This is a genomic window from Cyanobacterium sp. Dongsha4 (genome assembly GCF_036345015.1).
Lineage (GTDB): Bacteria > Cyanobacteriota > Cyanobacteriia > Cyanobacteriales > Cyanobacteriaceae > PCC-10605.
Genome location: NZ_CP084098.1, coordinates 1275894 through 1298356, shown reverse-complemented (window position 1 = coordinate 1298356; position 22463 = coordinate 1275894). Strand labels below are relative to the sequence as shown.

The following is a 22463-nucleotide window of genomic DNA, read 5'->3' as shown; positions in this document are numbered from 1 at the left end:
AAGGGCAAAGGTAAATAGTGAATAATTAAAAACTCCGAACTCATTTCTTCCCAATACCTGCAACCTGCAACTTGCAACCTGCAACCTCCTGATACCTACCCTTATCCGATATTCCCATATTTAACTAAGATTAAGTATATTATTCAAAAAGACGAAAATAAGGATAACGGGAAGGAGTGCCTTTTTCCTTTTCTAACACAAAGTTAATCACTTCCCAACAAGGCTCGGCATCAGATTTATGACTAAATTCTACGGGCAACCCATATAGTTTATATAACTTGCTTTCTTGATTTCCTTGCCAATTGTTGCCTTTATCTAAATAAGAACTAATTAGGTTATAGTAACGTTCTGCTATAATTACTTTTGTTGCACGGTATCCCTCAGTATAAAGACGATCTAAGGCTTCATGAATTTCAAAGCGAATACCATCAGGATGAGTATGTTGACGATACCATTTATGCTCCCACAAACGCCATTGTCTGCCCGACTGTAAATGAACTAATACTTCTGTTTCAGGATTAGCCTCAAAAGCTCCATGACGAGGACATAGGTAACTATCTGTCAGGGTTAAAGCATCTATGGTTTGACGACAATGGGGGCATTTTATTTGAGGTCCAAAGATAGGATATTGTAGATTGGTATTAGTCATAATTATGGTGGGTAAATAGCTTAAGCAATGGCTTTGATTTTTTTTATTATAGTTCTCTAGTTAATCATCAGTTTATTTCTGCTCATTTATTAAGCACTTGTAATGTCAAATTATTTATTATCTTTACTACAGCTATGTAATTCTAGCTTACCTTTGGGGGCTTATAGTTATTCTGAAGGCTTAGAGTTTTTGGTGGAAAACGGCAATATCACCAATGGTGAAAGTTTACGACAATGGCTAGAAAATGAGTTATTTTACGGTTCAATTCGGATTGAGGGTGCGATCGCACTCCGAGCTTATGATTGTTATCTCAATGATGATTGTGAGGGGTTATATTATTGGAATAACTGGCTAAGTGCCTCCCGTGAAACCAAAGAATTAAGAGAGCAAAGTTGGCAGATGGGGAAAAGTTTATGTCGTCTAACTCTCCAGCTAATACCAGATGATAAGAAACTAAAATCCGTTATTGATAATTTTGATTCTCCCTGCAATAGTGCGATCGCATTTGGGATTATAAGTGCTTATAGTCAAATACCCCCTAAAGAAATGCTATGGGGCTATCTTCACAGTTGGCTCAATAACCTAGTAAATGGAGGAGTTAAATTAATACCTTTAGGACAAACAGAAGGACAAAAATTGATTTTTAATTTACATGAATCTATTATTAATACTACTCAACAAATAATTAATCTTCAAGATGATCAATTAGCCTCCTGTAGTTGGGGTTTATCTTTTGCCAGTATCCATCACGAAACTTTATATAGTAGGCTTTTTCGTAGTTAACAATTAACAATTAGTAATAAAGACAATGCAATAGGGAAACTCCTCTGTGTCTCCCCTTTTAAGGGGAGTGAGGGCAATAAGCAAATCCTAAATATCTAACTCACATTGAGCATGATGACGTAATAAATGATCACATAGTACCAACGCAACCATTGCTTCAACCATTGGTACAGCCCTTGGTAACACACAAGGATCATGTCTGCCTTTTGCGGCTAAAACAGTTTCTTCTCCCTCTTTAGTAACGGTTTTTTGTTCTTTGCCAATGGTAGCAGTGGGTTTAAATGCCGCCCTGATAACAATATTCTCTCCGTTACTGATTCCCCCCTGAATACCTCCAGAGCGGTTTGTCATAGTACGAGTATTTCCTGCTTCATCAAGATAAAACTCATCATTATGTTGACTGCCTGTTAATAATGTTCCTTCAAACCCAGAACCAATTTCAAAGCCTTTAGTAGCTGGTAATGACATAATTGCTTTAGCTAAATCAGCTTCTAATTTATCGAACACAGGTTCACCCAAACCTTTAGGCACGTTTCTGACTACACATTCCACAACACCACCTAAAGAGTCTTTTTCCCGTCTAATTTGATCAATTAACTCGATCATCTTTTCGGCGGCTACACTATCAGGACATCTAACTATATTACTTTCTACTTGTTCGAGAGTAACAGTTTCTTGATCCACATTGGCACTAATATCCTTGATAGTTTTGACATAGGCGATAATTTCAACTCCTGCGATTTGATGGAGAATTTTTTTTGCGATCGCACCTCCTGCCACTCTACCGATAGTTTCCCTTGCGGAAGAACGTCCACCACCTTGCCAATTACGAATACCATATTTAGCATCATAGGTAGCATCAGCGTGAGAAGGTCGATATTTAACCGCCATTTCATCGTAATCTTGGGAACGAGCATCCTTATTTCTAACTAAAATGGCGATGGGAGTGCCTAATGTTTTCCCTTGAAAAACTCCTGATACAATTTCGCACAAATCAGATTCTTGACGGGGAGTAGTAATTTTGCTCTGTCCGGGTTTACGACGGTTTAATTCTTCTTGAATTTCTTCGGCACTAATTTCAACACGGGGAGGGCAACCATCCACTATTACCCCTACTCCGCCACCGTGAGATTCTCCAAAAGTTGATATAGTGAATAATTTTCCAAATATACTGCTCATGAATAATTTATCAATATAGTCTGGGTTTAAGTTTACTGGTTACCATAAGCAATAAGCAACGTTACCAGAGTTCGGGGTTAGGAGTTCGGGGTTCGGGGTTATTAATTATCAACTATTTACTTTTGCCCCTTGCCCAATACCGCCCTTTTATTCACTAAACAAGGGCTACTTGATGGTTTGCTGGTGACTGATTTAAAACCCCTTTGCGGCAGTAAATCTCACAGGAATTATTAGGACTTTCAATCAATTTGACTTTATCTAATTCTACTCCCAAAGATGCGATCGGATCTTTTAATAATTGAGCAATATATACAGCAATATTTTCCGCCGTAGGCACAACATCAGCAAAATATGGAATATCCTTATTAAGAAAAGTATGATCAAAAGGTTCAACTACATAATCATTAATGGCTTTTTGTAACTCTCCTAAGTCCACAATCATACCAGTACGAGCATCCATTTCTCCCGTTACTGACACTTCTAAATGATAATTATGTCCATGACCATTGACACGTGCGCACTTACCATAAATTTCCGTATTTTCTTCTAAACTTAATTCAGGTAAAGCTAAACGATGAGCGGCGCTAAAATGAGTTTGAACAGTTAAAGTAGCTTCCATATTATTTCCTTGATAATTAACCCAAAGTTGAGGATGTTCGTATAGTTGTATATCAACAAGTGGTAAATGAGGCGATAAACGCTCCCATATCACCTTAGCAATATTTTCTGTGGTTGGTAAAGTTTGTTGAAATTCTGCCCAAGTATCATTAAGATAGCTGTAATCTAATTGGCTGGTTACTTCATCCTTAATGACTTTTTTGACTTCAGATAAATTCTGTACCATTCCATACTTGTCTAATTCCCCGATGAGAGAAACATATAAGACATAATTGTGTCCATGCCCCGGAAAACGACTATTTGCCCCGAAACGCTGTTGATTTTCCGCTTCTGATAACTCTGGCAACCAATAGCGATGACTGGCACTGAATTTCGCTCGACGATTGACGATACATTCCATGAAAAATATTATGGCTTAAATTTTAAGATTTTTTAAGATTCCTTTTTTAATTTACCATAATAAGGTTGGTTCGGGGTTCGGAGTTCGGAGTTCGGAGTTCGGAGTTCGGGGTTCGGAGTTCGGGGTTCGGAGTTCGGAGTTCGGAGTTCGGGGTTCGGAGTTCGGAGTTCGGAGTTCGGGGTTCGGAGTTCGGAGTTCGGGGTTCGGGGTTCGGGGTTCGGAGTTCGGAGTTCGGAGTTCGGGGTTCGGAGTTATTAATTCTTAATTATTAAACCATATTATTAAACCATTGCCTATTCCCTATTCACTATTTACCTTTGCCCTTTGACCTTTTTTCTTTGCCTCTTGCCTACTCTAACCGACAATTTGAAATCGAATTCAGGTTAAATTAGTCTAGGGTCTAGTAAAGTGGCTTTTTCTGGCTCTCTTTTAAACCATGATGCTGTTTTTTTGCAAATTTCCACTAAAAATAACATTACTGGCACTTCTATTAATACCCCTACCACTGTGGCTAAAGCCGCTCCTGAATTTAAACCAAATAACATCACCGCAGTTGCGATCGCAACTTCAAAATGATTACTAGCACCAATCAAAGCTGTAGGGGCGGCATCTTCATAAACTAAGTCCAGTTTTAGGGCTATGGCATAGGTAATCAAGAAGATAAAGTTGGTTTGCACTAATAAGGGAATAGCAATGAGGATAATATGAAAAGGATTATTAATGATTAATTCCCCTTTAAACGCAAATAGGAGAATCAAAGTAGCTAATAAAGCAGTAATGGAAATAGGAGTGAGATAAGAAAGGAAACTATTTTCAAACCATTGTCTGCCTTTATATTTAAAAATCCAGTAGCGACTTAACAAAGCAGTTATTAATGGTAAACCCACATAGATGATGACTGATAAAACAATTGTTTGCCATGGTACAATTAAATCATTAGCGGATAATAACCATTTTCCTAACGGTGCATAAAGCAGTAACATCGTCAAAGAGTTTACCGCTACCATTACCAAAGTATGAGCCTGATTACTATAGGAAAGATAACCCCACATTAACACCATTGCTGTACAAGGAGCAATACCTAACAAGATACATCCTGCAATATAGGAATTACTCAAACTGACTTCTACTCCTCTAATTATCTCGGTTTCCTGTAACCAACCAACAAATAGCCATCCCAAGAAAAATTGGGCAAAGATTACCATGGAAAAGGGTTTTATCAACCAGTTAACAACCAAGGTTAAAATTACAGGCTTTGGTGTTTTGACTGCTTTTACCGCTTGAGAAAAGTCTATCTTCACCATAATTGGATACATCATGAAAAATAGACATATGGCAATAGGAATAGAAACATTATAAACGTTGAGGCGATCGAGGTTTTGTGCTAAAGATGGAAATATACGCCCCAAACCAATACCGATAACAATACAAATCAGAATCCAGAGGGTAAGATATTTCTCAAAAAAACTTAAATCACTTCCTGCTTTTTCCGCACACTTATTCAATGACTTTCCCATAAAATTAATCAATTAGAGTTGATGTTATTTATAAATAATGCTCTTATATCTAAAATTCTAGCTTATTACTTAACAACAAAAATTGATTTGATTATTTGTTGCACAAGAGTCGAAAGTAGCTGAGATGGAAAAAATCTTGGGATGTTGGGGGTTGAGGAGAAGGAAGTGATAGTAGTCAATAACTTAAGCTAATCCTTCAATGACTGGGTGAAAATAGAAAGCTAATCCGATTACCACATAGGTAGCCAATAATAAGATACCTTCTAACCAATTAGAGTTACCATCAGAGCTAATAGAATTGGCAATTAATACGGATACTGCCACTGCCACCAATTCAAAGGGATTAAAGTTTAAATCCATCGGTTGCCCAATAAACCAACCTATAATTACTAAAACTGGGGCAACAAATAAGGCAATTTGTAAACTTGAACCTACAGCCACAGAGACAGATAAATCCATTTTATTTTTAATCGCAACAGTTACAGCCGTAGCGTGTTCGGCGGCATTACCAATAATGGGTAAAAATATCACCCCTGTAAATAGTGCAGGTAAACCTAAATCGGCGGTAGCTTCTTCCAACGAATCCACTAATAACTCAGATTCGATCGCAACTCCAATTGTAACAATAAGTAAGATAAAAATCCAAAATACAATATTAGGTTGATGAGAAGATTCTGACTCTTCCTCCGTTTCATTTTCTGCTATACCAACATCATAAAGATAGGAATGGGTTTTCATAGAGAAAAGGAGAGTCAACAGATAAACACTAATCAAAACTACCGCTACCGCCACAGAAAGAGTTTGCATCGTGGTGCTAGGAATACCTTGAGAAGTGTATTGCACCGCAGTGGGCAGTAAAATAGCGATAACGGCTAAATTCATGGCAGAGGCATTTAAACGGGCAGTAGCTGGTTGGAAATTTTGCTCTTTGAAACGTAAACCTCCCAAAAACATGGCAAATCCCATAACTAATAGTAAATTACCAATTATCGAACCTGTCAAAGTTGCTTTTACTACTTGCACAAAACCACTTTTTAAAGCGATAAAAGCCAAAATTAATTCTGTAGCGTTACCAAAAGTAGCATTAAGTAATCCTCCTAAATTAGGTCCTACGACAACCGCAATATTTTCCGTAGCTTCTCCCATAAATGCCGCTAATGGTACAATGGCAAGGGCGGCACTCAGAAAAATGACAACCTCTCCCCAATGTAAAAAATGACCAGCGATGGATATGGGAATAAAGATAAGTAAAATACCGAAAATTAAATTTTTATTCATCTTCTCAAAGTTTTTTGATTCTTGGTTTTGATTATATAGCAGTCCTAAATCTTATGTAAAAAAATCTATTAATTATTAGAAAAAATATAAAATACATAATCTTTATTTACTTTTCTCTTTCACGCTAAAATGATTAATATCACTCAAATTATATTGTTATATAACAGATAAAATTCAACAATAGTTAAGGTTATTTTATGAAGATTACAGGTAAAACAAAATTATTAGGAATTATTGGTAATCCCATTGAACATTCAATGTCCCCAGTATTTCAAAATGATGCGATCGCATCTTTAAATTTAGATTATATTTATGTTCCTTTTGCTGTAGAAAAAGAAAATTTACAGGAATTATTTAATACTTTTAAAGCAGTAAAAATAAGAGGATTTAATGTAACTATTCCTCATAAAGAAAATGTTTTACCTTTTTTAGATTATATTACTGAAACAGCAAAAATTATTGGTGCGGTTAACACTGTGTGGTTGACAGAAAATCATCAATGGCACGGCACAAATACGGATATTGATGGGTTTATCTCTCCTTTAAAATCATTGGCTAAAAATTGGGCAAATATCACCCCTTTGGTGTTGGGTAACGGTGGTGCTAGTCGGGCGGTAATTGTGGGTTGCAGTGAGTTAGGATGCAAGGAAATTAAAGTTATTGGGCGTAATTTAGATAAATTAAAGCAATTTAAAGCTAGTTTTGCCAATACAACCCTTAAAGCCGAAATTTCAATTTATACTTGGGATGAGCTTACGGATTTAATCCCCCATAGTCAACTTATTGTTAATACCACTCCTATGGGAATGTATCCCCATATTTCTCAATCTCCCCTAACTTCCTCTCAAGCAGAGTTGATTTGTGAAGATGCGATCGCATATGATTTAATTTATAACCCTCGTCCGACTCTTTTCTTACAACAAGCAGAAAAACAAGGAGCAAAAATTATTGATGGTAGTGAAATGTTAGTACAACAAGGGGCAGTTGCTTTTGAAATTTGGACTCATCACCCCGCCCCCGTTACCATCATGAGGGAAAGTTTATTGCAGATTCTCAATTAATTAGACTTCAATTCTCTTGAATTATTCAATGGTGGTATTTTTTCTAAAATAGTCACGAGGAATCTGGCGAGATATTTCGCTTTATTATCTTACTCTCAGTAGGACATTTTTTCCTTAATTTTCTTTTTCAGAAATAGCTAAATTTAAGGTTAATAATTGCTCTAAAATATCTCCATTTTCATCAAAATTATAAGCCTTCATTACTAACTTATCTAACTGTTGATGAAGTTGATATAACTTACTACTAGGCTCATGAAAAAACGCATTATATAACTGAGTAATTCCCCATGATTTTCTCTCCATTTGCTCAGTGCGATAATTGTGTAATTCTATCATTTTATCCCTTATTTGTTGCACTATTTTTTCTGCCCCTAAATCCCCAATAGTGGATACTTTTTCTGGTATTACTCCCCCAGAATTGGGGGCAGGGGGGCATACGAAAGGAAATGGGAAAGTTTCAAAACAAGTGGTATTAGTATATCTTGTATCTCCTTTTAAAGTTGATGATTGAGCTTTAACCCAAAGACGATGTATTTTTGAGGTTAAAATACCTAATATATAAAAATCATCTGATGCAACAATAACTGTTGAATCTGCTGGTAAATTATTAACTGTTATTGGAAGAAAAATAAACCATTTAGAGTGTCTAGGAATAGCAAAATAATAAGATAAAGGTGTAATAACATCTCTCATATTTAGTCGATTTCCTTCATACTGCCACCAATTAACTTTTAATTTTTCATTGCGATTATTTTTCCTTTCTTCAGGGATGGTTTTTTTAACTCTTTCAAAAGCTAAGGGATAGTTACTTGCTTCTTCTAAAGTTAAATTATTAAAATCAATAATCCATCGACTTGGTTTTCCATGAGGATTTCTTGCTAAATCTTTTGCATCTAAAAAAGGCTTAATAACTGTTTTATAGATACTATTTTGATTAATCCATTTTTGTGCCTCTTTTTCCGTAAGAATAAAACCTTTGCCACAAGGAGAAACACCCTTAAAAGCTAAATTTTTATTATTCTTTAATTTTTGTGCTTGACTGACATCAACAGAATTTGTGAGAGAAGAATTTATCTGTTTAACTAATTTATTATTCAAATAATATTCCTTTGGTTTTTCATAGCACCAATTTACGATATTAACATAAACGGCAGCATCACCTGACCATTTTTGGTGAGCAAATGCCTCGTAAATATAACCATTATTATTGACTATATAATCTAAACTAGCAATACGCCCAACATTTTGAGAAATAGAATTAGTTGCCACTAATCCAACTCTAATATTTGTAGCTAAATTATCGTGACTTTTTCTAAACCAATAAATGCAAAAATCAGGTTGCCCTTTTACTTCTTTAAATTGCTGATAAACTTTTTCTACATAATCATCTCCTAATTCTTGTCTTAATTTTTTCCCACCTAAAAAGGGAGGATTTCCGATAATAGCATCGACTTTTACCCAATCAGTAAATAAGGCATCACAACAAATAATATTGTTATCTAAACTGTCTAAAGGTAAGGCAGGTTCAGTTAAATTAAATTTGTCGATCGCAACTTTTCGGGCTATCATTAAAGTAACCTTTGCCAACTCCACAGCGAAGGGGTTAACATCCATACCATAAAACTGATTAGGAGTAACAAAACTGAGATTAAATTGTTGATTATTGCCCTTAGTTTTACTTTTTATTTTATCTAATAATAACTGCTCAATTCTTTTTAATTCTTGATAGGCAATATAGAGAAAATTTCCACTACCACAAGCAGGATCTAAAACTTTATATTCCTGTAATTTAAGTTGTAAATTAGTTAAATCTTTGATGGTATTTGCACTGTCGATTAAATCTTCCCAATACTTACTAATGGTGGGGCGCACAATTTTCATAATATCCGCCTCAGAGGTGTAGTGAATACCATAACTGTGACGTTGTTGGGCGTTGACTGTACCTTCAAAAATATTACCAAAAATTGCAGGGCGTACTTTACTCCAATCTTGCCTTGCAACGGTTGCCAATATCTCTAATTCAGGCTTGGTAAGTTCGATCGCATCTACTATACTAAATAAACCACCGTTAAAATATTCGACTCCTTGATATTTTCCCGCAGGAGTGACACCCCGATTATTCATTTCACGGAATAAACCCCCCAACACATCATAACTACTAGCACCCTCTAGGCATTCTTCCACACAACGAATAAAGAGATTATGGGGTAACAATCCTCTATCTTCTGCAAACATGGCTAAGACACATTGCAAAATGAAACGTTGAATTTTGAGGGTTTGATTTACCCCTAAATCCCCAAGTGTGGTGACTTTTTCTGTTATTACTCCCCCAGAATTGGGGGTAGGGGGGCGAAAATTAAGTCTTTGTTGCAGGATTTGGAATAACTCCCCTAGTCGTCGCCCTGCTTTTTCGGTAACGTCAACTTGATTATTTTTAAAGATAGATTTGACATCCCCTCTCATCATGAAGTTAAAGGCGGATTGTCGGTGGGTTAAATCCTCAATCTTAACTATATCAACGGGTTCATCTAATTGTAAATTAAAATCAAAAATCCAAAACTCATCAAAATTGCACAGTATCACATAACGAGGGCGATTAGGTACTAACCTTGACCAATATTCAAAGGCTTGGGCATAATGTTTACTAAGGTCTTCCCCTCGCTTTTTCATCTCAATCAGTAGCTTGGGTTTCCAGACTAAATCGGCAAATCCTGTATTTTTCTTCTTGCTACCCTTTTTAATGGCTTCTTCGTATTTTGCCCCTGCTTCCAATGCACCATCATAACCAAACCCTTGGAAAAATCTGTCTAAAAAAATCTGAGCTTCTTTTCTTTCTTGCCCTTTAATGTGTTGTTGACAAAAAGTAATAAATTTCTCAAGGTTTTGTTGTGAATTAGTTGTCATGGAAAAAGTAAATAAAATTGGTCTTAAACTATTCAAATTTTATCTTAGTTTTTGTTTTGTAAGAGGTCTAATAATGTCTTGGGGCATACATATAAAAATAGGAATATAATGTGATGATAAAATATTAAGAGAAAAAGTTTTTTCAAACGCTTATTTAGTGATAAAAAGCAAAAAAGTTGTAATAATTTATGGGGCAAATTAATCTTCTTGACACTCGTACTAGCAGTTTTGGAGACTTACTCGGTAATGGTAAAATCTACCAAGTGCCTTTATTTCAACGGGATTATTCTTGGCAGGAGGAAAATTGGGAAGATTTATGGCAGGATATACTCATACTTTATCATAATCCACCCTCTAGTCACTATATGGGTGCGATCGTACTGCAAAATTCTACTACTTCTGATAAACAGTTTACTATTATTGATGGTCAACAGAGATTAGCAACCTTGAGCATTATCGCCATTACCGTCATTGAAGGAATTAAGAAATTAGTAGAAGCCGATAAAGATAAAGAAGCCAATCAGGAAAGACAAGAAATTTTAAGACGCACTTATCTAGGAGATAAAGATCCTCGATCGCTCCGTTATTCGAGTAAGATACTGTTAAATGAGAATAATAACGATTTTTACCAAAGTCACTTAATTAACCTCAGAAAACCCCGTAATGCGAGGATACTTTCCAAGTCGAATCAACTGTTGTGGAATGCCTTTGAGTATTTTACTCGTGAATTAGAAAAGTTAACAGATGTTATCGCTACGGGAGAAAAACTGACAGAATTTTTAACGGATGTTATCGCCCAAAAACTGCTATTTATTCAAATCAATGTGGAAGATGAATTAAACGCCTATACCGTCTTTGAAACCCTTAATGCCAGAGGTATTGAATTAAGCGCCACCGATTTACTCAAAAATTATCTATTCTCTTTATTTGAATCAAACCATGATTTGCAAGAAGCACAAAGACAGTGGCGAAGAATCATTAATACTGTCTCGATGGCTAAATTCCCTGAATTTCTGCGATATTATCTTAGCACCAAAGAGATTCGAGTCAGACGGGAAAGACTATTTAAAATAGTGCGAGAATCGGTGAAAAATGGGTTACAAGCCTTTAACTTACTCGATGAGTTGGAAGACTATAGTGGTTTATTTATGGCTTTGAGTAATCCCCATGATGATTTTTGGCTTGATACCCCTGAAAATCGCTCTTATATTCGTGAATTGGATTTATTCAGAGTCAAACAAGCCTATCCTATCTTTTTTAGTGCCTATGACAAGTTTTCACGGGAAGATTTTACTCGTTTATTAAGATTAGTCTCGGTTATTTCTTTTCGTTATCACATTGTTAGTAGTTTAAATCCCAATGAATTGGAAGCTATTTACAATAAAGTAGCAGTGGGAATTAGTCAAAATGACATTACCAACCCTCGACAAGTTTTTGAAAAGGTGCGATCTATTTATGTATCTGATGATAAATTTAGTCAGGATTTCTCTATTATGTCTATTTCTACCAAAGGGCAAAAGAAAAAATTAGTTAAGTATATTCTCTGCAAATTAGAAAGCTATATTTCTGGATTAGAAATCAATGAAGACAGTTTTTCTATCGAACATATTTTACCCGAATCTCCTAGTAATCAATGGCAAGAATATTTTACCGATAATCAAATAGAAGAAATGGTTTATCGTTTAGGAAATATGACTCTTTTAGAACCTAATTTAAACCGTGAAATAGGGAATAAAAAATATACTTTAAAAAGAGAAATTTATCAACAAAGTAATTATCAGTTAACTCAAAAAATTCAGGCTGAAGAATGGAATCCTCAGAGTTTAAACAGGAGACAAATAGAGTTAGCAAAAAAAGCAATACAGATATGGCGATCAAGTTTTTGACTATCTGTGGGAGAAAAAATTAAGACAATAAATAGTGATAGAAAGCCATTGATTAATATTTAATTCTATATCTTTAAGGCTTAATGTTGAAAAATTTAGCTGTTTTGTGATGAATTTAATAAATTAAGAGACTCGATCGCATTTACAATAAGAATTGTTACTCAACTATTGACGATCGCAACTCCATGACTATAACTCTAAATAAACCTCAATCCCTTCATCTACCCACTATTACTACCCTACCAGAGAATAACTTAACCATTATCGCTGAACAAATACCCGTTGCGGCCGTAACATTAAATATTTGGTTTAATATGGGCTCGGCAGTAGAAGCGGATAATATCAATGGTATGGCACATTTTTTAGAACACATGATCTTCAAAGGTAGCCAAAAATTAGGTTTAGGGGAATTTGAGCGTTTATTAGAAGCTAGAGGTGCGATGACAAATGCGGCAACTAGCCAAGAATATACCCATTTTTACTTTACTTGCGCTCCCCAAGATTTTGCAGATATATTACCATTACAACTAGATTTAGTTTCTAACCCTTCCCTACCTTCGGCAGAATTTACACGGGAGAAAAAAGTTGTTTTAGAGGAAATTCGTCGCTCTCATGATAACCCCCGCCGTCGTGTTTTTGACAAAATGATGAATCTTTGTTTCCCCAATTTACCCTATCATCGCCCCATTTTAGGCACAGAGGAAATTATAGAAAATTTGAAACTTGAACAAATGCAGTCATTTCACCATTCATGGTATCAACCCTCTGGGATGACTATTGTGGCGGTGGGTAATTTGCCTGTGGAAGAATTAACCGAAAATATTCTCGATACCCTGTCTTCAAAATCTAATCAACTTCAACCTCCTTCCCCTGAGTATTTCCCCGAATTGCCATTTACAAACATAACTACCGAAGAATATACAGACACTAATTTACAACAATCACGTTTAATGATTTTGTGGCGTGTGCCTGGTTTGAATCATCTGGAGGAAACCATTGCTTTAGACGTGTTGGCGGTAATTTTAGGTAGAGGTAAACTTTCCCGTTTATTTCGTGATTTAAGAGAAAATCGTCGATTAGTTACCCGTATATCTGCATCTAATACCACTTATAAAATTCAAGGAGGATTTTATGTTTCTGCTCAATTATCTCAAGAAAATATAGAAATTGTCCAAGCAGAAATTATTAAACATATTCAAGAAATTCAGCAATTTGGAGTTACTGAAGCAGAGTTAAATAGAGTTAAACAAAATGTTGCTAGTCAATTTATTTTTCAAAGTGAAAAACCATGCGATCGCACTAATTTATATGGTTATTATTATTCTCAATTAAGAACTATTACCCCGGCTTTAGAATATAGTGAAAAGGTAAAAAATATTACTGTAGAAGAAATCCAAGAAACTACCATTAAATACCTTTCTCTTGATGCTTATGGAGTTGTAATTGCCAAAAACTAATCTGAGTTAGGAGTTAGGAGTTTAGAGTTAAATTTATCACTCAAAAATAATCATAAAGATGGAATTAATTTCTCAAAAAAATGGATTACAAACAAGAATTAATCACCACAATTCACGATTTTGGTTGTGATATTAAAGAGCTAGAATTAAAATTAATTGACTTAACAAAAGAAACAAAAACAGTTGTTTTAATCCCCGCTTTATATGAAGAAATAAAACGCCCTGCTTTACACATTATTCGTCAGGAATTAGGAAAATGTCAATTTGTGCAAACAGTCATTATCTGTGTCTATGCTAAAACCATAGAAGAATACAGAGAAACAGTACAGTTTTTTCAATCCTTACCCCAAAAAACCTATATTCTCTGGGAAAATGGTCAAAGAATCACCAATATTCTCGAATGTTTACGAGCAAAAGACCTTGATTTAATGAGATATAAAGGGAAAGGTAAAGCTGTATGGTTAGGTTTAGGATTGGCTACCTTAGCAGGAGAAGCGATCGCACTCCATGATGCTGATATAATTACCTATGATAAGTCTTACCCTCTCAAACTCCTTTATCCTCTGATAGAAAAAGAATTTGGTATTGCCTTTAATAAAGCCTATTATGCCCGTATTGGGGAAAATTCTCATAATTTGAACGGTAGAGCTGTACGTTTGTTCGTAACTCCTCTGTTAAGCGCCTTAACGGATATGTTTGGTTATCAAAACTATCTACGCTATCTTAATGCTTTTCGTTACCCCTTATCGGGAGAATTTGCTTTAAATAGTGACTTAGCCTTAAATATTCGTATTCCTGCTAATTGGGGCTTAGAAATCGGTTTGTTAGCAGAAGTTTATCGCAACGTAGCCGAAAAAAGAATCTCTCAAATTGACTTAGGTATATTTGACCATAAACATCAAAAAATTGGTAAATCCACTAACGAAGGTTTACAGAAAATGTGTTTAGATATACTGCGATCGCTCTTTCGTACTCTAACTGAAACAGAACAAGTTATCATTACTAGAGATCACATTCATGCCCTCAGAATCAAATATCGTCGGGAAGCTCAAGACTACACTCGTCAATATTCCCTAGATGCTCGTTTTAATGGTTTAAGCTACGATCGTCATCAAGAAGAAGTCATCATCGAAATTTTCCAACAAGTGATAGGAGAATCTGGAGAATACTTTTTTGCTGATCCTTCTGGTGCTTTAATCCCTGATTGGACAAGGGCTTTGGCTGTTATGCCCGATTTGCGAGAACAACTACAAAAGGCTGTCATTGAAGATAGTCAAATTTAAAATAATGATAGTTGAGTGAATGTTTTTGAACATAAACCAGTCTTCCCCTCTAACATTGCAATCAAACTGCAACCTAAGTGATAAGCTAAATTAACAGGCACAGCATTACATTATATCAAGCTCAATTTGAATGAATCTTCCCGTTGTTTATCATTCTGACTATGTTACTCCATTACCTGAACAACACCGCTTTCCGATGCCGAAGTTTAAACTTCTCTATGAGTTGTTGTTAAAGGATCAAATTATTACTCAAGAATCTACCTATAAACCAACTATTGCTAGTAATAATTTATTGCAATTAGTGCATAATGAAACCTATGTAAGTCAATTTTGTGATGGTACTTTAGACGATAAAAGTAAACGCCGTATTGGTTTGCCTTGGAGTGAAGGCTTAGTGAAAAGAACTTGCACTGCGGTGGGGGGAACTATTTTAACTGTGCAATTAGCATTGGAGCATGGAATTTGTTGTAATCTCGCTGGAGGTACTCATCATGCTTTTCCTGATTATGGTTCAGGCTTTTGTATTTTCAATGATATTGCGATCGCATCTCGCTATTTATTATTAGGAAATATAGTTAATAAAATTTTGATAATTGACTTAGATGTCCACCAAGGAGACGGCACAGCTTTTATTTTTAGAGGTGATGAAAGAGTGTTTACTTTTTCCATGCACTGCGAAGCTAATTTCCCTTACCGTAAACAAAAGAGCGATTTAGATATACCCCTACCCATTGGTTTAGATGATGATGGTTATTTGCAAATATTAGCCTTTCATTTAACAGATTTACTCAAACAAGTTAAACCTGATATTGTCATATATGATGCTGGAGTAGATGTTTCAGGATGCGATCGCCTCGGTAAATTATCCTTAACAGATACAGGAATTTATCGACGAGAAATGATGGTTTTAAGTACCTGTTTAGCAGAAGGCTATCCCGTTGCAGGAGTTATTGGAGGGGGATATTGCAAAGACTTAGATGAGTTAGTTTATCGTCATTCCCTGATTCATCGTGCCGCCGCCGAATGTATATAAAGGGCAAAGGGCAAGGGTAAAAGTTGATAATTAATAACTCCTAACCCCGAACTCCTAACCCCGAACCCCGAACCTATTTTGCAATCAAAACCACAGAAGTGCGATCGTGTACTAAATATGTATGTCCATTAATTTCGATCGCATCTTTAAGCTCATAAAAATCATCATTAGGAGGGGCAGAAGTATCAATAATGCGAAACCATTTCTTACCATCAGGCGGTTGAGGAATCTGAAAATCAAGACATTCCCAATAAGCATTAAACATTACATGGAGAAATTCTCCCTTTTGAGGATGATGTAAAGTGAAAGCAATACTATGAGAATAATCACTCCAATCAGGCTTATAAAGCTGTGTACCATGCCAAATTAAATAAGGATTACCCCCATTTTCCTCGGTTTTAAGTAATCTCTCCTGCTGAAACACATCAAGGGATTGAATCAATTTGATTAAACCTTTCACAAACCGCAACAAGCCTTTATTTTTCTCAACATCATCCCAATTAAACCAACTGAGTTCATTATTTTGACAGTAGGCATTATTATTTCCATGTTGCGATCGCCCTACTTCGTCACCCATTGTAATCATAGGTGTTCCTTGAGCTAAAAGTAGAATCACCCAAAAGTTTTTCATCTGTCTTTCTCTGAGGCGATTGATATGCCCGTCATTGGTATAACCTTCTACCCCATAATTGGCACTAAAGTTATTACTGCAACCATCTCGATTATCTTCTCCATTGGCATAGTTATTTTTTTTGCCATAGGAAACTAAATCAGCAAGGGTAAAACCATCATGACAGGTGACAAAATGGATACTACGGTTAGGCTCTCGATCAGGTTTAGTATAAATATCAGAACTACTCAAAATCCTTGCCGCTAGAAGTTTAACCGTTTTTTCATCCCCTCGCACAAAACGTCGCACATCATCTCGAAAAGGGCCATTCCATTCTGCAAACCAATCCCCATGATTGATAAATTCTCCCACCTGATATAATCCTGCCGCATCCCAAGCCTCTGCAATCAACTTAGTACCAGCTAAAATGGGGTCAGATTCCATCTCCGCTAAAACAGAAGTAATTAACATGGGTTCACCAAGATGATCTCGCCCTAAAATAGAAGCAAGGTCAAAACGAAAACCATCAATGTGCATTTCTGACACCCAATAACGGAGGGCATCGATAATTAAATTACGAGCAACGGGTTGATTTGCCTTGAAAGTATTTCCACAACCACTAAAATTCTTATATTTTGCTTGATTATCCTCTAAAAGATAGTAAATAGAGTTATCTAAACCCTTAAAACAAATAGTAGGGCCAGTGTCATCCCCCTCCGCAGTATGGTTGAAAACCACATCTAAAATAACCTCAATTCCTTCTTTGTGGAAGGCTTTAACCATGTCTCGAAATTCATCCACCGGACCTGTTAAACTTTGGTCATAACTATATTGGCGATGGGGCGCAAAGAAGCTAATAGTACTATAACCCCAATAATTTTCCAACTCAGGCTTCACCACATCTTTCACGTCAAATTGATGTATTGGCAATAATTCCACCGCAGTAACGCCCAAATCTTTTAAATAAGGTATTTTTTCCACCAATCCAGCAAAAGTTCCCCGTTTTTTCGCATTTACTCCCGAATTTTCCCTTCTCGTAAAACCACCAACGTGCATCTCATAAATTACTGTGGAAGCAAAAGGAATACGAGGATGAGTTGTTCCTTCCCAGTCATAATGACGAGTATCTACCACCACGCTTTTTAAGGCTTGACGACAATTATCAACCCCATATTGTTTCGCTAAATTGCGATCGAATTTTTCTGTATTTACCACATCCTTAGAATAGGGATCTAATAATACTTTTGAACCATCAAAACGATGTCCCTTCTCTGGTTGAAAAGCCCCATAAACCCGATAAGCATAAATTTGTCCGCCCTTAATACCATGAACGAATATATGCCAATAATGATAAGTTTTGTTCAGTTTAGGATCTAAAGGGATAACGTGACTAGGTTCACTATCAGGATGATCAAATAATAATAATTCTACTCTTTCAGCGTGTTTAGAAAAGAGAGAAAAATTTACCCCCCCATCTTCTACCCTTGAACCGAGGGGATAGGTTTTACCCTCCGATATTTTATAATTCATAGTTGAAAAGAAACGCCTTGCTTTTTATAAGCTCGTATTTATATCTCAAAATCATTATATAGCGATCATTGTTCGTATTTTCCATATTTAGCGATACAATGACTTTGGGGATTAGCTTCATTTTCTAACCATGCCCACATTTGATCACCATAAGAAAAATGCCACCATTCTTCACGATGACGGCGAAATCCTGCTTTAGTCATAATGTGCCAGAGTATTTGTCGATGTTGATGATAAGTTTTCTCTGGTTCGTCTTGGGCATTAAGATAATAGTCAGGTAAAGATACTGGAGATAACTCATCAATTTCTCCCCCCATCGGAATCGATTGCCTATTCTCATCCATAATTGTAAGGTCGATCGCACCTCCCGTACTATGAGGAGGAGGAGTAAGGGGATTATCGCTAGGAATTGCCCAAATTTTAAATACTTCTTGATAAATTTTTTCTTTCTCTTCTTCTATTAAAATATCAACATTAATTTCTCTCTCTTTACAAATAGAATTAAAGGTATATTCCACCATAAATTTTTGAATTGAAACAGGTCGATAAGCATCAAAAATTTTAATTTTCCAATGAGGATTTATTTTTTTTAACTCTTTTTTTGCTATCAATAACTTATCTAATACTCCTGCACGAAGAAAATAGGGAGACTTTCCTTGATAATCTGCCCCCAATCTGGCGTAAGCAGAAGGTATCTCTAAATAAAAATCCTGCTCAGGAATCTGCACTAATGGCTCACCACATTCTTGAATAATAATTTTTTGATAGGGCTTCATTTTCTAAATTACTAATATTTATAAATCTATATTTTTTCTATTTAAAATAGTATAATCCCCCTAAAATTAATTAGTAAAGCCTTATTTAAAAAAATCCATAATCACAAATAAAAACCTAATTTTTTCTAGCAAAAATTCCATAAAAAGGATCTTTTCCCCCAATTCCGAACATTTGTAAAATAGCAGGTAATTCAGGTTGAGTAGCAACTATCTGAGGAGTATTGAATTCTTTAACCGATTGGAAGTAAGATTTAACAAGATGAATTCTCTGTCTATCCGTTGCATCTCTCCAAACTGCGATCGCTTTTTGATAAAACATTCGATTAGAGAAGCTAAAAATTGCCACCCCATTGGGCTTAAGAATACGAGCAATTTCGCTAAAAATGGCTTCAGGATACTGCAAATACTGCACAGAAACCGCACACAAAACTCCATCAAAATCAGCATCATTTAACGGTAATTTAGGATTTTCATTCAAATTCTGGACAAAATAACTATTTAAACGAGTATTTCTCCTTAATTCTTCTTCATTCATTCCGTGACCTTCCACATGAGCAAATTCCATCTCAGGGGGTAAATGAGATACCCAACTACTCATCAAGTCTAAAATCCTCGTCTGTGGTTGCAAAAGTTGCCTATATAAATCCGTTAACTGACTAATAAAATTCTCATCCACATGGGTGACAAAACGAGGGAAAGAGTAAAATAAATTATCATCACTCTGATCTAATTTAGTTCTTTGATGGGGTTGTAATAGCATGAATCCAAGCAGGAAGGGAAAATCTTTAATTAATTATACATCTGCCATTCTATTACTGAGAAAAAAATATACGGGTAAAAAAATAGTTGACAGAATAAAGAAAAAAATCAACCCGAAACCTAAAACCTGAAAGCTACTACAAAGCTATATTTTCCTGCAAACCCTCTTTAATCTTTAGTTTCTCCTTCCTCCTCTTCTTCATCAAGGTAATCATCCCAATTAATCTCTTCTTCTTGTTCTAATTTGGGTTGAGATTGTTGTTCATCAATCATGATTTATACTCCTAAAACTTTCTTACTTATTTATCAGTTACTTTTTACCCATTTATGCAATAGTGTAGAAATTTTTTTCGATCGAGTTAATTAATTTTTGTTTCAATCACATCTAAATAATTCTTGATGGACATTCTAGTTAACTAGAAGGTTTAAGCTAAAAATAATATTGATATTGCCTTCGGTATAACTAACTATATCCAGAGAGAAAGATGATAACCCAACCATTAGAAAAACAAACTCTACAATTAAGAGGCATGAGTTGTGCGGCTTGTGCTAACAGTATTCAAAAAGCCATTAGTCGTATAGAAGGAGTAGAAGAATGTATCGTTAACTATGCCCTAGAGGAAGCTAGTGTAACTTATAATCCTCAATCAACGAATATTGAAACTATTGAGCAAGTAGTAGAAAATATTGGTTATCAAGCCTTTGTTGATGAAGAAGACAATTTTTTCACCGATGAAGAAGAAAGTAAACAGCAAGAAAGCCAAGATTTCATCAATAAATTAATCTTCGGAGGAGTAATAAGTGCTTTTTTAGTTATTACCTCACTGCCCATGATGACAGGTTTACATATTCCCTTCATTCCTATGTGGCTACATAATCCTTGGTTACAGTTATTGGTAACTACTCCCGTCATGTTTTGGTGTGGACAATCATTTTTTACGGGGGCAATTTCTGCCCTTCAACATCGTAGTTTTAACATGAATACCCTTGTGGCTTTAGGTACAGGGGCGGCTTATATTTATTCTTTGGCAGTCACCATTTTTCCTCAATGGCTAAAAAATCAAGGTTTACGAGCAGATGTTTACTATGAATCGGCGGCGGTGATTATTACTTTAATTCTCTTGGGGAGATTTTTTGAACATAGGGCTAAAAGTCAGACTTCTGAAGCCATTAAAAAGTTATTACAGTTAGGAGCAAAAACTGCTAGAGTCATTCGAGACGGAAATGAGCAGGAAATTCCCATTATGAAAGTTAAAATTGATGAAATTATTATAGTACGTCCGGGGGAAAAAATACCAGTGGACGGAGAAATAATCAAGGGGGAGTCTTCTATTGATGAGAGTATGGTGACGGGAGAGTCTGAACCAGTAAAAAAAACAGTGGGAGATGAAGTAATTGGGGCGACTATTAATAAAACTGGTAGTTTTCAGTTTAAAGCCACAAGAATCGGCAAAGATACGGTATTAGCCCAAATAGTAGAATTAGTTAAACAAGCCCAATCCAGTAAAGCACCGATTCAAAAATTAGCTGATCAAATTACAGGTTGGTTCGTACCTGTGGTTATCGTCATTGCTGTTGTTACTTTTCTTATCTGGTGGTTGATAGGGGGTAATTTTACTTTAGCCTTAATCGCTTCTATCAATGTTTTAATTATCGCTTGTCCTTGTGCATTAGGATTAGCTACCCCTACATCGATTATGGTTGGTACTGGTTTAGGGGCAAGTCACGGTATTTTGATTAAGGATGCTAGTAGTTTGGAAAAAGCCCACAAAATCAAAACTATCGTTTTAGATAAAACAGGTACTTTAACCATCGGAAAACCAGTAGTAACGGACTTTATCACGGTTAATGGTATTGAAACGGAGAAAGAGATATTAACCTATGTTGCCAGTTTAGAGGCAAATTCCGAACATCCCATTGCTGAAGCTATTGTCGAATATACCCAAAGACAGGGGGTAAATCCATCAGAAGTAGGTAGCTTTGAGGCAGTTTCTGGTTGCGGTGTGCAAGGATTTATCGAAGGTAAATTAGTACGCATGGGGACAAAAAAATGGTTTCAGGAATTGGGCATTAATACGGGCAAATTAGAGAGTTTATGTCATAATGAACTTTTTGCTAAAACTAACGCTTGGATAGCCATAGAGAGCGAGATAGTAGGCTTAATAGCCCTTGCTGACAGTCTCAAACCCTCATCTAAATTCGCAGTGGAAAAATTGCAAAAAATGGGTTTAGAAGTAATCATGTTAACGGGGGATAATGAGAAAACGGCGGAAAAAATTGCCCAAGAAGCTGGTATTAGAAGATTTTTTGCTCAAGTACGCCCTGATGAAAAAACAGCAAAAATTAAAGAAATTCAGCAAAATAAAGGTAAATTAGTGGCTATGGTGGGAGATGGTATTAATGATGCTCCTGCTCTTGCTCAAGCAGATGTAGGCTTTGCTATTGGTACGGGAACAGATGTTGCGATCGCATCTAGTGATATAACCTTAATTTCAGGAGACTTACAGACCCTTGTTTCCGCCATCAAATTGAGTAAAGCTACCATGAGAAATATTCAACAAAACCTTTTCTTTGCATATATATATAATGTGATAGGTATTCCAGTGGCCGCAGGAATTTTTTATCCTATTTTCGGACTGTTATTAAACCCCATTATTGCAGGAGGGGCAATGGCTTTTAGTTCCGTTTCTGTAGTTACAAATGCTTTAAGACTGAAAAAAGTTAAGATTTGACGGGAGAC

The 22463-nt window shown here is 35.8% G+C and carries 16 protein-coding genes; 7 read left to right on the top strand and 9 right to left on the bottom strand.

Translation table 11 applies throughout. The features are described from left to right. Positions 1–139: 139 nt before the first annotated feature. Complete coding sequence (locus Dongsha4_RS05455; protein ID WP_330204710.1) at positions 140–649, bottom strand: TIGR02652 family protein; 510 nt, start codon at positions 647–649, stop codon at positions 140–142. Positions 650–751: 102 nt separating this feature from the next. On the opposite strand from Dongsha4_RS05455, the gene Dongsha4_RS05450 reads away from it, so the two are divergent. Then, on the top strand, positions 752–1432 hold the full coding sequence (locus Dongsha4_RS05450) for an urease accessory protein UreF (RefSeq protein WP_330204709.1): 681 nt from the start codon (positions 752–754) through the stop codon (positions 1430–1432). Positions 1433–1519: 87 nt separating this feature from the next. Here the strand turns inward: Dongsha4_RS05450 and aroC are convergent, their stop codons facing one another. From aroC to cax, 4 genes are all read right to left on the bottom strand, one after another. Next, positions 1520–2611, bottom strand: a complete 1092-nt coding sequence (gene aroC / locus Dongsha4_RS05445) for a chorismate synthase (protein WP_330204708.1) — start codon at positions 2609–2611, stop codon at positions 1520–1522. A gap of 154 nt (positions 2612–2765) precedes the next feature. Beyond that, positions 2766–3629, bottom strand: a complete 864-nt coding sequence (locus tag Dongsha4_RS05440) for a 6-carboxytetrahydropterin synthase (protein ID WP_330204707.1) — start codon at positions 3627–3629, stop codon at positions 2766–2768. 383 nt (positions 3630–4012) lie between these two features. Next, positions 4013–5146, bottom strand: coding sequence for an ACR3 family arsenite efflux transporter (gene arsB, locus Dongsha4_RS05435; protein WP_330204706.1), 1134 nt, complete (start codon positions 5144–5146; stop codon positions 4013–4015). Positions 5147–5329: 183 nt separating this feature from the next. Further along, the gene (cax, locus tag Dongsha4_RS05430) at positions 5330–6424 is read right to left on the bottom strand and encodes a calcium/proton exchanger (RefSeq protein ID WP_330204705.1); all 1095 of its coding nucleotides are present in this window, start codon (positions 6422–6424) and stop codon (positions 5330–5332) included. A gap of 197 nt (positions 6425–6621) precedes the next feature. Here cax and Dongsha4_RS05425 point away from each other — a divergent pair, with 197 nt between their 5' ends. Next, positions 6622–7485, top strand: a complete 864-nt coding sequence (locus Dongsha4_RS05425; protein WP_330204704.1) for a shikimate dehydrogenase — start codon at positions 6622–6624, stop codon at positions 7483–7485. 114 nt (positions 7486–7599) lie between these two features. Here the strand turns inward: Dongsha4_RS05425 and Dongsha4_RS05420 are convergent, their stop codons facing one another. Then, positions 7600–10389, bottom strand: a complete 2790-nt coding sequence (locus Dongsha4_RS05420) for a DNA methyltransferase (RefSeq protein WP_330204703.1) — start codon at positions 10387–10389, stop codon at positions 7600–7602. Positions 10390–10577: 188 nt separating this feature from the next. Here Dongsha4_RS05420 and Dongsha4_RS05415 point away from each other — a divergent pair, with 188 nt between their 5' ends. From Dongsha4_RS05415 to Dongsha4_RS05400, 4 genes are all read left to right on the top strand, one after another. Continuing rightward, a complete protein-coding gene (locus Dongsha4_RS05415) occupies positions 10578–12275 on the top strand; it encodes a DUF262 domain-containing HNH endonuclease family protein (protein ID WP_330204702.1) in 1698 nt (565 codons plus the stop codon). Between the two features lie 185 nt (positions 12276–12460). Further along, on the top strand, positions 12461–13732 hold the full coding sequence (locus Dongsha4_RS05410; RefSeq protein ID WP_330204701.1) for a pitrilysin family protein: 1272 nt from the start codon (positions 12461–12463) through the stop codon (positions 13730–13732). 80 nt (positions 13733–13812) lie between these two features. Then, positions 13813–15015 carry a glucosyl-3-phosphoglycerate synthase gene (locus Dongsha4_RS05405; RefSeq protein WP_330204700.1) on the top strand — a complete coding sequence of 401 codons (1203 nt, stop codon included), beginning with the start codon at positions 13813–13815 and terminating at the stop codon, positions 15013–15015. A gap of 130 nt (positions 15016–15145) precedes the next feature. Beyond that, the gene (locus Dongsha4_RS05400) at positions 15146–16048 is read left to right on the top strand and encodes a histone deacetylase (RefSeq protein ID WP_330204699.1); all 903 of its coding nucleotides are present in this window, start codon (positions 15146–15148) and stop codon (positions 16046–16048) included. Between the two features lie 73 nt (positions 16049–16121). Here the strand turns inward: Dongsha4_RS05400 and glgX are convergent, their stop codons facing one another. The 3 genes from glgX to Dongsha4_RS05385 form a co-directional block, all read right to left on the bottom strand. Further along, positions 16122–18188, bottom strand: a complete 2067-nt coding sequence (glgX, locus tag Dongsha4_RS05395) for a glycogen debranching protein GlgX (RefSeq protein WP_330204698.1) — start codon at positions 18186–18188, stop codon at positions 16122–16124. Positions 18189–18253: 65 nt separating this feature from the next. Beyond that, positions 18254–18964 (bottom strand): M15 family metallopeptidase, encoded by a 711-nt coding sequence (locus Dongsha4_RS05390; protein ID WP_330204697.1) that lies wholly within the window; start codon positions 18962–18964, stop codon positions 18254–18256. Between the two features lie 115 nt (positions 18965–19079). Next, complete coding sequence (locus tag Dongsha4_RS05385) at positions 19080–19724, bottom strand: class I SAM-dependent methyltransferase (RefSeq protein WP_330204696.1); 645 nt, start codon at positions 19722–19724, stop codon at positions 19080–19082. Positions 19725–20208: 484 nt separating this feature from the next. On the opposite strand from Dongsha4_RS05385, the gene Dongsha4_RS05380 reads away from it, so the two are divergent. Further along, entirely contained in the window at positions 20209–22455 is a 2247-nt protein-coding gene (locus Dongsha4_RS05380) for a heavy metal translocating P-type ATPase (RefSeq protein WP_330204695.1), read from the top strand. Positions 22456–22463: the final 8 nt, after the last annotated feature.

Coding starts and splice junctions, on each gene's coding strand:
- Dongsha4_RS05385 (WP_330204696.1), bottom strand. CDS start 19,724: ATGCTATTACAACCCCATCAAAGAACTAAATTAGATCAGAGTGATGAT.
- Dongsha4_RS05440 (WP_330204707.1), bottom strand. CDS start 3,629: ATGGAATGTATCGTCAATCGTCGAGCGAAATTCAGTGCCAGTCATCGC.
- Dongsha4_RS05380 (WP_330204695.1), top strand. CDS start 20,209: ATGATAACCCAACCATTAGAAAAACAAACTCTACAATTAAGAGGCATG.
- arsB (WP_330204706.1), bottom strand. CDS start 5,146: ATGGGAAAGTCATTGAATAAGTGTGCGGAAAAAGCAGGAAGTGATTTA.
- Dongsha4_RS05410 (WP_330204701.1), top strand. CDS start 12,461: ATGACTATAACTCTAAATAAACCTCAATCCCTTCATCTACCCACTATT.
- glgX (WP_330204698.1), bottom strand. CDS start 18,188: ATGAATTATAAAATATCGGAGGGTAAAACCTATCCCCTCGGTTCAAGG.
- Dongsha4_RS05390 (WP_330204697.1), bottom strand. CDS start 18,964: ATGAAGCCCTATCAAAAAATTATTATTCAAGAATGTGGTGAGCCATTA.
- Dongsha4_RS05405 (WP_330204700.1), top strand. CDS start 13,813: ATGGATTACAAACAAGAATTAATCACCACAATTCACGATTTTGGTTGT.
- Dongsha4_RS05420 (WP_330204703.1), bottom strand. CDS start 10,389: ATGACAACTAATTCACAACAAAACCTTGAGAAATTTATTACTTTTTGT.
- Dongsha4_RS05400 (WP_330204699.1), top strand. CDS start 15,146: ATGAATCTTCCCGTTGTTTATCATTCTGACTATGTTACTCCATTACCT.
- Dongsha4_RS05415 (WP_330204702.1), top strand. CDS start 10,578: ATGGGGCAAATTAATCTTCTTGACACTCGTACTAGCAGTTTTGGAGAC.
- cax (WP_330204705.1), bottom strand. CDS start 6,424: ATGAATAAAAATTTAATTTTCGGTATTTTACTTATCTTTATTCCCATA.
- Dongsha4_RS05455 (WP_330204710.1), bottom strand. CDS start 649: ATGACTAATACCAATCTACAATATCCTATCTTTGGACCTCAAATAAAA.
- aroC (WP_330204708.1), bottom strand. CDS start 2,611: ATGAGCAGTATATTTGGAAAATTATTCACTATATCAACTTTTGGAGAA.
- Dongsha4_RS05425 (WP_330204704.1), top strand. CDS start 6,622: ATGAAGATTACAGGTAAAACAAAATTATTAGGAATTATTGGTAATCCC.
- Dongsha4_RS05450 (WP_330204709.1), top strand. CDS start 752: ATGTCAAATTATTTATTATCTTTACTACAGCTATGTAATTCTAGCTTA.